Source organism: Streptomyces sp. NPDC029151, assembly GCF_055564315.1.
The window spans coordinates 204,661-217,712 of record NZ_JBVHWQ010000001.1 but is presented as its reverse complement, the minus strand read 5'-3'; the positions used below and the strand labels follow the sequence as shown (position 1 = coordinate 217,712).

10 protein-coding genes are annotated in these 13,052 nt (G+C 74.6%); 3 read left to right on the top strand and 7 right to left on the bottom strand.

Features of this window, described 5'->3' with window-relative positions; all coding sequences use genetic code 11:
- Nucleotides 1-19: 19 nt before the first annotated feature.
- From ACZ4VF_RS00915 to ACZ4VF_RS00905, 3 genes are all read right to left on the bottom strand, one after another.
- Nucleotides 20-2,785 (bottom strand): alpha/beta hydrolase, encoded by a 2,766-nt coding sequence (locus tag ACZ4VF_RS00915; protein ID WP_467922320.1) that lies wholly within the window; start codon nucleotides 2,783-2,785, stop codon nucleotides 20-22.
- 200 nt (nucleotides 2,786-2,985) lie between these two features.
- Entirely contained in the window at nucleotides 2,986-3,402 is a 417-nt protein-coding gene (locus ACZ4VF_RS00910; protein ID WP_467922319.1) for a Zn-ribbon domain-containing OB-fold protein, read from the bottom strand.
- A 168-nt stretch (nucleotides 3,403-3,570) separates the two neighbouring features.
- Entirely contained in the window at nucleotides 3,571-4,347 is a 777-nt protein-coding gene (locus ACZ4VF_RS00905) for a TetR family transcriptional regulator (protein ID WP_467922318.1), read from the bottom strand.
- 206 nt (nucleotides 4,348-4,553) lie between these two features.
- Here ACZ4VF_RS00905 and ACZ4VF_RS00900 point away from each other — a divergent pair, with 206 nt between their 5' ends.
- The 3 genes from ACZ4VF_RS00900 to ACZ4VF_RS00890 all read left to right on the top strand — a co-directional run bounded on the left by ACZ4VF_RS00900 (nucleotide 4,554) and on the right by ACZ4VF_RS00890 (nucleotide 6,781).
- Nucleotides 4,554-5,396, top strand: coding sequence for an ATP-grasp domain-containing protein (locus ACZ4VF_RS00900; protein WP_467922316.1), 843 nt, complete (start codon nucleotides 4,554-4,556; stop codon nucleotides 5,394-5,396).
- A gap of 112 nt (nucleotides 5,397-5,508) precedes the next feature.
- The gene (locus ACZ4VF_RS00895; protein ID WP_467922315.1) at nucleotides 5,509-6,228 is read left to right on the top strand and encodes a peptidoglycan-binding protein; all 720 of its coding nucleotides are present in this window, start codon (nucleotides 5,509-5,511) and stop codon (nucleotides 6,226-6,228) included.
- A 40-nt stretch (nucleotides 6,229-6,268) separates the two neighbouring features.
- Nucleotides 6,269-6,781, top strand: a complete 513-nt coding sequence (locus ACZ4VF_RS00890) for a flavin reductase family protein (protein WP_467922314.1) — start codon at nucleotides 6,269-6,271, stop codon at nucleotides 6,779-6,781.
- Between the two features lie 82 nt (nucleotides 6,782-6,863).
- Here the strand turns inward: ACZ4VF_RS00890 and ACZ4VF_RS00885 are convergent, their stop codons facing one another.
- From ACZ4VF_RS00885 to ACZ4VF_RS00870, 4 genes are all read right to left on the bottom strand, one after another.
- Nucleotides 6,864-9,197: a SpoIIE family protein phosphatase gene (locus ACZ4VF_RS00885; protein WP_467923733.1), complete on the bottom strand. Its 2,334-nt coding sequence runs from the start codon at nucleotides 9,195-9,197 to the stop codon at nucleotides 6,864-6,866.
- A gap of 201 nt (nucleotides 9,198-9,398) precedes the next feature.
- Nucleotides 9,399-9,779, bottom strand: a complete 381-nt coding sequence (locus ACZ4VF_RS00880) for a hypothetical protein (RefSeq protein ID WP_467922313.1) — start codon at nucleotides 9,777-9,779, stop codon at nucleotides 9,399-9,401.
- 347 nt (nucleotides 9,780-10,126) lie between these two features.
- Entirely contained in the window at nucleotides 10,127-11,044 is a 918-nt protein-coding gene (locus tag ACZ4VF_RS00875; protein WP_467922312.1) for a MurR/RpiR family transcriptional regulator, read from the bottom strand.
- Nucleotides 11,045-11,122: 78 nt separating this feature from the next.
- Entirely contained in the window at nucleotides 11,123-12,895 is a 1,773-nt protein-coding gene (locus tag ACZ4VF_RS00870) for a phospholipid carrier-dependent glycosyltransferase (RefSeq protein WP_467922311.1), read from the bottom strand.
- Nucleotides 12,896-13,052: the final 157 nt, after the last annotated feature.

Genomic DNA, 13,052 nt, shown 5'->3' with positions numbered 1-13,052 from the left:
ACACCCGGGTCCCGGCGTCCTACGACGCGTCGCGCACCGAACCCGCCAGTTCGAGGCCGCCGGTCCCGGGTTCCCCGGTCCGCGGGTCGACCTGCCGGAACCGCACCGACTCCGTGCCCTCCCGGACCCGGTCCCTCACCGTGGGCAGGGTGATGTCGGCGCTGGTCCGTCCCGCCGGGACGTCCACCCACAGATAGAGCCCGGACAGCTTGGACAGCGGACGCTCGGGATCGGGCTTCTCCCCGGTCATGTCCCGCAGCCAGCCCGCCGGGACGTCCTTGGTGGAGAGCTCGGGAGCGGTGGCCGGCGCGACCGCGAACAGCGCGTTCATGTCGACGTCCACCGCCTCCGACAACGACAGCCGCCACTTCAGCGACTGTCCCTCGGTCACCGCGCCGGCGACCGGCGTCACGGTCATCGTGGGCGCCGGATCGTCGTCGTGGACGGTGATCCCGCCCCGGTAGGAACCGACGACCGCACCGCGGACCGCCTTCACCAGCACGTCGTACGACACGTCGGCGCCGTAGCGGGTGTCGCCCTTCACCTCGACCGGTACGTCGATGTCATGACCGCCCGGACGCACCGTCACCAGCCGGTCCGTGGTCTTCCCGGTGACCGGGTCAAGGACGTACACCCGGACCTGGCCGCTGCCGCCCCGGCCCGTGACCTGGACGGGCACCCGGTAGGTCCGCACACCCGCGTCACCCTCGTCCACGGTCCTGCGGCCGATGTCCACGCGCGGGAGCGCGTCCGTCCGCACCGCGGGCGTCCCGGGCCGCCAGCCCCACGCGTCCATCAGCCACGCCCGCCCGGACCCCGAACGCGGCGTCAGCTCCAGGGAGGTGACCGAGCGCAGGTCGAGCCCGGCGCGGCCGGCCGCGGTCAGCGGGACACGGATCTCCCGCGCCCAGTAGGAGGCGGTCCGCTCACTGCCGGGCAGCCCGGCGGGGCTGATCCGGCCGAGCTTCGCCTTCCTGCCCGAAGCGTCGGTCAGGGACACGTCCATCGGCGCGGCCCCCGAGTTCGGCGGCACGAACAGCCGCAGCGCCAGCGCCTCGGCCCCGGACAGCGACACCGGCTTCTTCGCGGTCACCCGGGCCGGGGTGCCGGCACGCGTCCAGCGCAGCGCGATCGCGTGCCGGCCCGCCTCCCGGTCGGTCTCCCACTGCGCGAAGTGCGGGGAGGATCCCTTGGCACCCGTCCCCAGGCACGTCCTGGCCGGGCTCGGGTCCACCGCGGAGCACAGCCTGCCGCCGGTCACCGAGACCCCGCCGTCCGGCAGGAACCCGCCGCCCCGGCCGGCCCCCACCGCGTGACTGAGCACCCGGGCCGGGTCCGCCGACGGCGCCCGCTTACCGGAGCCGTCCAGCAGCGGCCGTACCCGGTCGTCCCCGGCGAGGAACAGCCGCGCCGCGGCGGCGATGTACGTCGAACCGGCCCGGTGCTGCTGGTCGGCGGTGAGCCGGGTCGGGGCCCGCTTGCCGCACACCGGATCGTGGTGCCGCGGGTCGTCGGAGAAGTCGTCCTCGGCGGGCGCCGCGGACCGGCCGGGCGTCCACTCCGAGTTGAAGAAGTTGTGGTTGGCGCCGATCACGTACACCGCGCTGTGCAGCGCGGTGCCGTTGCCGACCCCGCGCGTGCCGTCGACGTACACCTCGCCCTGCAGGTCGGAGACGTCGCCGTCGCAGCCCGGCAGGATGGACACCGACGGCACGTCCGGTACCGGGTTCTGACCGAAGACGGTCGGGCCGATGAGGACGGTGCCGCGGATGTTCCAGCGCACCGGCCCGTGGTAGCCGTCCTGTCCGGCGGGCGGCGGGGCGAGGCTGTCCAGCGCGGCCCGGTTGACGCCCTCGCCGCCCCGCGAGTGCCCGACCAGCAGCACCCGCGACAGATCGGCACGGGGCGCCTCACGGACCGCCTGCGGCGCGGTCCCGGGGTGCTCGGCCCACTCGGCCCAGTGTGCGAGGTGCAGCCGCACCAGCGACGACCGGGCCTGCGCGCCGCCGTCCTCCGCCGCGAAGTCCTGCCCGTTGATCCCGTTGGCCGAGATCGACACGGTCACATAGCCCTGGGAGGCGAGCAGCTTCTGGTCCTGCAGGTAACCGCGGTGACTGGGCACCGGCTTGGTCCCGGCCGGGCAGGGCCAGGAACCGGTGACGTCCTCGCGCCCCGTGTAGCAGGTGACGTGCCGGCCGTGCAGGAACAACGCCAGCGGGCGCCTGCCGGACGCGCCGACCGGGGCGACGACCACCGCGCGCATCTCCACCGGCGCCGGGAAGCCCGGCAGCCGGACCGGCTTCAGCCCGTACTCGCCGGTCCTGGTGCGGAACGAGCCCGGCTTGCCCGGGTCGACGCCGTTCGCCGGCAGCGGCGCCGGCAACCGGGCCGCCGACGCGGCACCGGACGCCTCCCGCGCGTCCAACCGCCGCCCGCCGGACCAGACTTCCAGCCCGTGCGGGACGGTGGCCCGCCCTCCGTCGAGCGGCAGCCGGAAGGTGCGCCCGTCCGCGCCCGGCCGCGGCACGCCCAACAGCCTTCCTTCCGCACGGAATTCGACCCGTGCGTCCCCCATCGGCACCCGCCGGTCCGACCGCCACACCAGCTGCGGCGCCGGCCCCCCACCGGTCAGTTTCCACCCCGGCGGCAGCGGCGTAGCGCCGTCGGCCGCCGACGCGCCGGTACCGCCGGGTGGTTGGGCGTCGGCGACTGCCACCCCCGGGGATGCTCCCGCCACCGCGAGCAACGCGGCGGCGGTCACCCATATGCGCCGGGCACGGACCACAGTTCCTCCTCGAACCCCGACCACGGACGTCCCGGCCGTCCCGGGAGTCCCTCGCTCCCGGAGGATGGAGAGCGGGGACCGCGGGTTGCCTGTGACGGCGAGGTGTTGGATCACACCGGGGTGGGAGGGGCCGGATCCGGCCGGGTGCGAGGAGTGGCGCGAGGGAGGCCGGGCGGCAGGTGCTCAGCGGGGCGGGACGGTCAGGTCCAGGCCCGGTACGGCTCGTCCAGCAGCTGGAAGACGGGCTCGCCGCGCACCGGGTCCTTGGCGGTGGACAACCGCACCCGGTCGCCGCTGTGGATCCCGACCGGCGGGCCCATGACCCGGCCCCGTACGACGAACCCCTCGGCCATCTCTATCAGCGACACGTTGCGCGCCGCCGGTGTGTTGCGGTGCACCACGGTGGAGTGGCGGACCGTGCCGACGCCCTCGCTGCGCTCCGTGCGCAGCTCGCTGCCCTGGCAGACCGGACACAGCAGCCGGTGGTACGTCGCGGTGCCGCACCAGGTGCAGCGCTGGAAGTGGATGGCGTCCTTGGAGTCCGCGGCGGCGGGATCGAGAACGCCCGCCGCGGAACCGGCCGTCGGATGCGAGGTGCTTGCTGAGTGGTGGTACACGCTGGTCAACTCCCTGCGCTCGGCCGGAATCCCGCGTGCCCGGCGCGGACCGTGCACGCATGCGCACGGTTGCCGTGCCACCGTGCACGCCGACAGGGTATGGCACTGAGTGTCACTCGTAAAGGCACTGCGTACCCAGAATCGTCATCCGCGGCCCCGGGCGAGACGTCAGGCTCGGCCGAGCACCGTCTCCAGTTCCTGCACCACCCGCCACAGCGGGGCGTCCCGGCGCGACACCAGCACGACCACGTCGTCCCGCCGCCCCGCCGCGGCGCCGGTGCCGGCGGGGCCGGCCCAGACGGCCGCCGCGGGAGTGGCCGTGGCCGGCGTGGGCGCGGCCGGGTCGGCCGCCGAGCGGCCGAACGTCCTCTGCACGTACCCCAGGGCGTGGTCCACCGCCGCACCCGGGTCCCCCTTGCCGCCCGACCGCAGCCAGGAACGCAGCGCGTCGTTGTGCGCGGCGACGACCGCGGCCGCGATCACGTCGGCGCGCAGGGTCCCGTCGGGCCGCCCCGCGAACCGCGCGCGCAGGTACCCGGCGAGCGCGCGCTCGTAGCGCCACACCACCGACAGCTCGTAGGCGCGCAGGCCCGGCACCTTGCGGGTGAGGCGGTAGCGCTGGACGGAGAAGGTCGGGTTCTCGGCGTACATCCGCAGCACCAGCCGGGCCGCGTCGCACACCCGCCGCACCGGCTCGTGCTCGGCGCCGCCCGCCGCGAGGAAGGCGGTCATCTCGGCCAGGCAGCGCTCGTGGTCGGGGAAGACCACGTCCTCCTTCGAGGGGAAGTAGCGGAAGAACGAACGCCGTCCGACCCCGGCCAGCGCCACGATGTCGTCCACCGTGGTCTGCTCGTACCCGCGTTCCAGGAAGAGCCGGAAGGCCGCCGCCACCAGGGCGTCCCGGATCGGCGGCTTCGCGGCCGGCACCGCGCTGCTGGAGCTCATGAACGGGAACGTAGCACCCGAACCGGTCTCCTGACACTCAGTGCAGCCCGAGCAGGTCCACGAGGGAACTGAGTGCTTCCGGACGTACCGGCGGCTCCGCGTCCCGCGCGCGGTCACCGAGGGCGACGAAAAGCCCCGGCACCCTGCGGCGTAACCTTTCTCCGCCACCGCCACCCCAGCAGCCGGTACCGCCCCCGAGGAGCGCCATGTCCGCCGCCCGTCCCCGTCTGCTCTACGTCACCGACCTGGCGTACGAGGCCCGCGGGCGCCGCTACTGCGACGAGGACGTCCTCCTCACCTCCCGGCTGCGCGCCCACTTCGACCTCGCCCTGTGCCATCCGCTGGACGCGGCGGCCCTGATGGACGGCTTCGACGCCGTCGTCGTCCGCAACAGCGGCCCCGTCCTCGGCTACCAGAAGGAGTACGACGACTTCCGTGCCCGGGCACTCGCCGCCGGCACCCGGGTGTACAACCCGCTCACCGGGAAGGCCGACATGGCCGGCAAGCAGTACCTGCTCGATCTGACCGTCGCCGGCTACCCCGTGATCCCGACCGTCGACCGGGTCGAGGACGTGGACCGGCTGCCGGCCGCCGCACGGTACGTGGTGAAGCCGAAGTTCGGCGCGGACTCCCTCGGCCTGCGCATCGTCCCCGCCGGCCGGCTCGCCGGCCACACCGCCGGGGACGTCCTGATCCAGCCCTGCGTCGACTTCGCCTACGAGGTGTCCTTCTACTTCGTCGACGACGACTTCCAGTACGCCCTGTACGCCCCCGACCCCCGGCGCCGCTGGGAGCTGAAGCCGTACGCGGCCACCGCCGCCGACCTGGAGTTCGCGCGCCGGTTCATCGACTGGAACGACCTCGGTCACGGCATCCAGCGCGTCGACGCCTGCCGCGCCCCCGACGGCGGCCTGCTGCTGGTCGAACTGGAGGACCTCAACCCCTACCTCTCCCTGGACGCGCTGGAGGAGGAGGCCAGGGACGCCTTCGTCACCGCGTTCACGGCGTCCCTGAACCGGTTCGCGCAGCAAGCGCTCAGCCCGGCCTGACCGGAGACCCGGCTCCACGGGGGCAGGGGCGCTGAACGGGGTGGCGACGGGCGCCGTATCTGAGCGGGGGGCCGTGGAAGCCCCCGTGCACGAGGGACGGAAGGAGAGCCAGGTGCCGACCCCGCCCGACCCCCCGCAGCCGCCACCGGAACCGGTCCTGGAGCCCATCCGGGTCGTACGGCTCCGCCGCTTCGACGCCCTCGCCGAGCTGATGCGCGACTTCCGGCCCGAACCCGCCGTGACACCGGGCCCCGCGGCCCCCGGCCCGGTGCGGCACGAGCCCCTCGCCGAGGCCTTCGGCGAGGCCCGCGCCCGGCAACTCCCGCCCGTGTCCACCGCCGGTCCCGCCGAGGTCACCGCCGTCTCCCGCCCGGGGCGGCGTCGGGCCGTCGTCGTCGCCGTGGCCGTGGCGGCGGCCGCACTCGCCGGCTTCGGCGGCGCCCTGCTGCTTCCCGGCCGCCAGCAGGCCGCCGCGACCGCCCGCCCGGCTCCGTCCGCGTCCCCGCCCGCCTCGGCCACACAGGCGCCGCCGGCCGCCGCACCGGCCCCCGGCGCGTCGACCGCCCCCACCGCCGCGACCGACCCCGACGGCCCCGGCGTCCTCCGCCAGGGAGCCACCGGTCCCGCCGTCACCGACCTCCAGCAGCGCCTGCTGCGCATCCCGGACGTCTACCGCGGCGGCTCCACCAGCGGCACCTACGACGTCACGCTCACCGAGGCCGTGGCCCGTTTCCAGCTCTGGTACGGCATCAGCGGCGACGAGAAGGGCGTGTACGGCGACGACACGCGCCGCGCGCTGGAGTCCCGGACCGGCTTCGGCGACGATGCATGAGCGGACGGAACCGAGCGACGGCGAAGGGGAGTGGAGCGGCATGACGGAGGAGAACGGTACGCGCGGCCGGGCGGTGGAGCTGAACGACTTCTTCAAACGGCTCGACCCGGACATGTGCGTCGTCACCGCGGTGGCCGGCGGTGAGCGCGCCGGCTGTCTCGTCGGGTTCGCCTCGCAGTGCTCCATCGAGCCGCTCCGGTTCACCGTGTGGCTCTCCAAGGTCAACCACACCTACCGGGTCGCCCGCGCCGCCCAGTACCTCGCCGTCCATCTGCTCACCCGCGACCAGCGGGACCTCGCGGAGGTCTTCGGCGGCGAGACGGGCGACGAGACCGACAAGTTCGTCGGGGTCGACTGGCGGGAGGAGCACGGCGGCGCCATCGTCCTCGAGGACGCGGCGGCCTGGTTCGTCGGCACGATCCTGCACCGCACCGACGGCGGTGACCACGTGGGTTTCGTGCTCGACCCGGTCCAGTGGGGCGAAGGGCGGGGCGGGCCGCTGCTGCGGCTCTCCGACGCCGTCACCATCGACGCCGGCCACCCCGCCGACTGACCGGCCACCCCGCCGACTGACCGGCCGCCCCGCCGACTGACCGGTTCGCCGGCGGGGCGGCCGGCCCGGCGCGGGGGTGTCCTCAGCCGCCGGCCGTGCCCTCCGCCGCGTCCTGCTCCGCCTCCGGAGGCATCCGGATGTCCAGCACGCACACGTCGTCCCGCCGTTCGTCCGCCAGCATCGTCGCGAGCAGGGCCTCCAGGGAGCCGGACCCGCCCGAGCCGTGCGTGCGCACCGCCTCGGCCAGCCGGTCGAAGCCCGCGTCGAGGCCCTCGCCGGGGCGTTCGACCAGGCCGTCGGTGTAGAGCAGCAGCCGGTCACCGGCTTCCAGCCGCAGTTCCAGCGACTCGTAGTCGGGTGAGGACATCGCGCCGAGCAGCATGCCGCCGGGCCGGTCGAGGAAGCGCACCTCGCCCCCGCGCACCAGCAGCGGCGGCGGGTGCCCGGCCTGCGCCCAGGCCAGGACGTGCCGGCCGGGGTCGTAGCGGGCGAGCACCATGGTGGCGGTGGTCTGGCTGTCACGGGAGTGCAGCAGCAGCTGGTTGAGCCGTGCCAGCGCCCCGGTGAGCGAGGAGCCGGTGCTGACCATGCCCTTCGCGGTGAACCTCAGCTGGGCCATGGTGGCCACCGCGTCGATGCCGTGGCCCGCCACGTCACCGACCACGAACAGCGCGTCGGAGTCGGGGAGTTCGATGGCGCTGAACCAGTCGCCGCCGACGTGGATGCCGGACTGCGCGGGCAGGTAGGCGACCTCGACACGCAGCCCGGCCAGCTGGACCGGCTTGCTCGGCAGCGGCAGCAGGGCGTGCTGCAGCCGGGCCGCCAGGGCCCGCTCGGCCTGGAGGATGCCGCGCTGCAGGAGCATCGCGCGTTCGCTCTCCACCAGCGCGAGTTCCGCGCTGCGCTGCGGGGTGAGGTCCTGGACGAAGCTGTGCACCTCGACCGGGGTCCCGTCGGGTGCGTTGACGGCCTCCGCGACCATCCGCAGGTGCCGGACGCCCGCGGGCGCCTCGATGCGGAACGGCGCGTCGAACGGCCGCCCCTCGGAGACCAGTCCGTCGATCGCGCGGGCCAGCGGCCCGGTGTCCTCCGGCACGACCAGGGCGGGCAGCTCCTCCAGCGGCACCGGACCCTGCCCGGGGTGCCGGCCGAGCACGGCGTACGTCTGCGCGGCCCAGGACGCCTCCTGGGTGAGCAGGTTCCAGTTCGCCCAGCCCAGGTTGCCGAGCCGCTGCACGTCGGAGAGGCGCTGCTCCTGCCGCTCGGCCGGGTCGTGCCGCAGCCACGTCACCACCAGGCCCTCGCCGAGCGGAGCCGCCCGCACCGAGTAGGTCGCGGTCACGGGCACGTCGTCGACCACGTCCTGGTAGGCGAACGGCTCGCCCTCGAAGGGGAGCCCGGTCTGCAACGCCCGCAGATAGCCCTGCCACAGCGGTTCACCCGCGACGGACGGGTAGCTCTCCAGGATGTGCGAGCCGACCATCTCCCGGCCGGTCCGGCCGAACACGTCGACCGCCTCCGCGGTGGCGGCGTCGATGCGGTAGTCCTCCACCTCGCCGGACGGGGAGCGCAGCGGGGTCAGCAGGATGACCGCGCCCGGCAGCGCGTCGAACACCGCCTGCACGGTCTGGGCGAGATCGCCGGGCGTCCCGTGCCCCCGGCTGTCGAAGGCGCGCAGCCGGCCCGCGCACAGCCGGGCCACGGCCCGCAGCAGCTCCCGCTCGCGCGGCGCGAACGGCCCGCTGCGCCGGCGCAGCACCCCGAGGGCGACGTGGGCGGCGTCCCCGGCCGGCACGGGCAGCCAGGCCCGGCTGAGCCACCGCTCCGGGGGATCCCCGATCAGCAGGTACCGGTTGCGGTCCACGGTGACGTCGTCCAGCCAGACGGGTTCCCCGGACCGTACCGCGCCCAGCGCGGGCACACCGGTCAGCGGGGGCACGTGGCGCCACTGGGCGGCGAGGGCGGGCTCGATGCCGGCGCTCCCGATGAGCCCCAGGCCGCCCTCGGGCAGCCGCTCGTACAGCATGACGGCGTCGGCGTCCGCCTCGGGCGCCAGGTGGCTCAGCAGACAGCCGGCCAGTTCCTGCGGCGAGCAGACCGGGACCAGGTCGCGGCCGATGCGGGCGAGTACGTCCGCCAGGTCCGTTGCGCCGGCCGTGGGACTCCCGGCGGAGCCGGAGGAGCCGCCGTCGGCGGCGGCGGGCGGCGGCGAGGCCGGGGCGGTGGGCGGTGTCCTGGGCGGCAGGGCGCCCAGGGTGAGCCAGCACTGTTCGAGGAGGGTGCGGTTACCGTCCCGGGCGCGTTGTGCCAGCTCCTCGTGGGCCGCGTTCGGGGTGCAGCCGGTGACGGCCATCAGCACGCCGCTGGCCCGCTCCAGGACCGCCGAGGTCGCGGCCAGGTCCCTCAGCCGTTCCATCTCCGCGCGCTGCCGGGCGACGACCTTGGCCAGCGCCGCCAGCTCCGCGCCGGCGTCGCGGTCCACCGGAGGCAGAGACTCGCTCGTCACGCGTTGAGCATTGCACACATGGGGCCGTTCGATCACTCGTCTGCCGAGTCGGGATTCCCGTGACCTTGGGACGAGGTCCCCGGCCGGGGACCGGCGCGGGTCGTCAGGGGGTCAGCGGCCCGTGCCACGTCCGGCCAGGGCCTGGCTCACCGCGCGGACGCTGCGCGCGATGTGCTGCAGCTGGAGGACCTCCGCCGCGTACAGCTTGATCGTGTGTTCGATCACCGATTCGGGGAGTCCGAGGACGGGCAGCTCGGCCCGCGCGGTCTGCAGCGCGGTCCGCGCGATCCGGATCTCCTGTTGCACCTGGATCTGCGCGTGCCGGGCGAGCAGGACCGGGTGCCGGATGAGCGCCGGGTAGCTCGCGTAGCGCGCGGGGATCAGTTCGCGCAGCCACTTGGCCGCCGAGCGCTCCCAGTCGTACGAACCCGGCGTCTTGACCTGACAGGGCCAGTCGGGGCTGATGCGCGTGCTGGTGAGAGTCATGATCATCGCTTCCGGTGTGCGGCGTCGTGCGGGTGGTCGACGGATCAGGAGCGGTCCCGGTCTAGGGGATGACCGGGACCGCCACGGGCGTGCCGCGCAGACGACACGCCCCGGTACACCCCGGGCGCCGACGTGGGTAGGGGACGGCGTCGGGGTGTCCGTGCGGGGGCCCCGGACGCGGGGAACCGGCACTGCGTCCGCCGAGCAGTATTTATATATGCCGAGTGGTTTGCAAGACGTATGAAAACATTCATGCGCGCTTTGTGGTGAATCATCCCCGTCCAGGGGGCGGGTGACCGCAAGATCTTCACGAACGCCCCGGCGCGGCCGGAAGAATCGGCCGGTCGGCGCGCTCAGTCCCTGAGGAAGAACTGGTGCTGCTCGGAGAGCTGCTCGTACTTCTCCAGCCGGGCCTGGGTGCGCTCCGGATCGGCGTCGGTCATGGCCTGGAGCAGCGCCGCGGCCAGCACGCCGGGCGCGGCGTAGGAGTCGAACACCAGCCGCGAGCCGGTGCCGGTGGCGAAGGTGATGTCCGCCTCGTCGGCCAGCGGCCCGAGCGCCAGGTCGGTCACCAGCGCGACCTTCAGACCCGCCCCGCGCGCCACCCGGACGGCCTGGAGCGTCTCCTGGGAGTGCCGCGGCATGGCGAAGGCCAGCACCCAGCTGCCGCCCGCCTCACGGGCTTGCAGCAGCGCGTCGTAGGCCACGCTGCCGCCGCGGGTCACCAGCCGTACGTCGGGGTGGATGCGGCGGGCGGCGTAACCGAAGTACTCGGCGAGCGACACCGAGATGCGCAGGCCCAGCACGGTCAGCGGGGTCGAACGGGACAGCTCGCGGCCGACGCGGATGACCCGGTCGGGGTCGGCGAGGTCCCGGCGCAGGTTCTCCAGGTTCTCGATCTCGGCGTCGACGGCGGCCTGCAGCTCGTTGGCCCGGTCCTCCTCGCCCGGGCCGCCGGCCAGGCTGCTCAGCGCGATCGACTGGAGTTTCTCGCGCAGCGCCGGATAGCCGCTGAAACCGACGGCGCCGGCGAAGCGGGTCACCGAGGGCTGGCTGACCCCCACCCGGTCCGCCAGCTCGGTGATCGACAGGAACGCGGCCTCGGTGAAGTGCTCGATCAGGTACTGGGCGATGCGCCGCTGCCCCGGCGACAGACGCGGCCCGTCGAAGAGTTCCCGCAGCCGGGAGGTCGGGGCGGCCTCGGCCTCGGGCACCGTCTTGCCCGACGTGATCGCTGACGCCTGTGCGCGTGCCTGCTGCGGCGAGGGCACCGGTCGGCCTCCTTTGTCTGCCACGATCACTCAACATAGCTCACCGACCGCCGTGACCAGCGGGTTGGAGCAGCGGCGTCACCTCCGGTACAGGCTGATGGAACGGCCCACCGAGTCGACCGGCCGGCTGGTCGCGATCAGTTCGGCGAGCCGCCCGCGGGCCTTGGCGACGGAGGAGTCCGACACCACCAGCAGCCCGTGCACCCGGTCCGGTGGCACCGTCCGCGGATCGGCGGCGCGGATGCCGTAGTACGACGGCACACCGCTGCCCTTGTACACCAGCCACACGCGCTCGCCGGGGTACCGCTCCCGGAGCCGGTCGGCGAGCCGGCCCAGGTCCTGCCCCCAGTCCACGTTCGAGTCGTGCAGCAGCCGGTGGGTGTGCGCCGGGCCGCCGAACGCCTCGTTCGCGTACGGCAGGTAGTACGGGAACGTCCGCACCGAACTCACCGCCACCCACAGCACCAGCGCGCCCGCCGGCAGCCCCGCCCACCGCCGGCGCGGCGTGGGCACACAGGCCGCCGTCACCGCGCAGAACACCGGCACGAACAGCGCGTACCGGGTGCCGAAGTCCCGCGATCCCGTCATCGCCGCCGCCAGCAGGACCGCCGGCGGCAGCAGCAGGTACGGCGCCGCGGGCCGCAGCCGGCGCCGCGCCACGACCGCCACGGCGCCGGCCGCGCCCAGCGCCAGCAGTCCCAGCGGGGTCTTCACCAGCAGGGCGGCCGGCAGGTAGTACCAGAGCGAACCGGTGTACAGGCGCCCGAACAGATACCCCTGCCAGGGGAGGTCCTCCAGCCCGAACTGCACCCGCATCCCGGCCCGGTAGGCCCGCGGCACCGGCAGCAGCTCCACCAGCCGCCCCCGCAGCCCGTGCACGGCCGGCACCGGCTCGGCGGGCAGGAACCGCAGCCGCGGGTCGACGGCCAGGTACACGGCCCACACGACGACGACCGCGACGACCGCCACGACGACGGCGCCCGCGAGCGCCCCCGCGGCCCGCCGCTCCGCGAGCCGTCGCAGTACCGCCCGCGCGGACGGGAAGAGGCCGGAGGGGGAAGGGCCGGGGAGGGGAGTCCGGGACGGGAGGGGGAGGGGCCGTCGGTGCGCGGTCCACGCGGAGACCGCCGCCAGGCCCATCACCACCGGCACCGCCGGCAGCGCGCTCATCTTGGTCGCCACGGCCGCGCCCAGGGCCGCACCCGCCGCCGGCAGGTACAGGACGGGGCGGCGCCGGGCCCGCCAGGCCAGCCAGGCCGAGGTCAGGACGGAAGCGGCCGCCGGCAGGTCCAGGGTGGCCAGCGAGCCGTGGGCGATCACGTCGGGGGAGAAGGCGTACAGGGCGAGCGCGGCCGACCCGGCCGCCGTGCCCGCCAGGTCCCGGGCGAACGCGAACACCACCAGCCCGCACAGCAGCGTCAGCGCGATCACCGGCAGCCGCGCCCACAGCATCAGCCGCCAGGGGTCGTTGCCCGAGGCGTACAGCAGGTGCCGGCCCACCTCGCCCTGGCTGCCGGTGTACGACGGGTCGTAGTGCGGGTCCGCCACCGCCACCCCGGCCGCGATCAGCAGCTTGCCGAGCGGCGGATGCTCCGGGTTGTAGCGCAGGCGGTGCTCGCGCAGATAGTCGGTGGCCGTCGCGACGTACACCGGCTCGTCGATCGTCGGGGTCTGCTGGACGGCCGTGGTGACCATCGCCGCGGCCATCTGCGCCAGCAGCAGGACGACCAGGAGCGGCACCAGCCACCGCCGGTGCCGCCGCAGCAGCGGGTACCGGTCGGCCGGTACCCGCCGTACCGGCCGTGCGGGAGCCTCCGAGACGAGGACCGGGTGCAGTTCGTGCGCCATCATCCGCCCAGCGGCCGCACCGGCCCCGCGGTGGCCGCAGGGTGCGGGGACCTGGACATGGCCCCACTGTCGCACCGCACCGCCCCCGCGGCGGTCACCGCCGCACGAGTCGTACCGACAGACCCTCTGCCGTGTACACCGGTACGGCCCGCAGCCCCTC

Bases quoted from the DNA above. Each gene is read 5' to 3' on its own strand.
- ACZ4VF_RS00905 (WP_467922318.1), bottom strand. From the start codon at position 4,347: ATGAGCTCCAGCAGCGCGGTGCCGGCCGCGAAGCCGCCGATCCGGGAC.
- ACZ4VF_RS00900 (WP_467922316.1), top strand. From the start codon at position 4,554: ATGTCCGCCGCCCGTCCCCGTCTGCTCTACGTCACCGACCTGGCGTAC.
- ACZ4VF_RS00890 (WP_467922314.1), top strand. From the start codon at position 6,269: ATGACGGAGGAGAACGGTACGCGCGGCCGGGCGGTGGAGCTGAACGAC.
- ACZ4VF_RS00885 (WP_467923733.1), bottom strand. From the start codon at position 9,197: ATGGAACGGCTGAGGGACCTGGCCGCGACCTCGGCGGTCCTGGAGCGG.
- ACZ4VF_RS00880 (WP_467922313.1), bottom strand. From the start codon at position 9,779: ATGATCATGACTCTCACCAGCACGCGCATCAGCCCCGACTGGCCCTGT.
- ACZ4VF_RS00870 (WP_467922311.1), bottom strand. From the start codon at position 12,895: ATGATGGCGCACGAACTGCACCCGGTCCTCGTCTCGGAGGCTCCCGCA.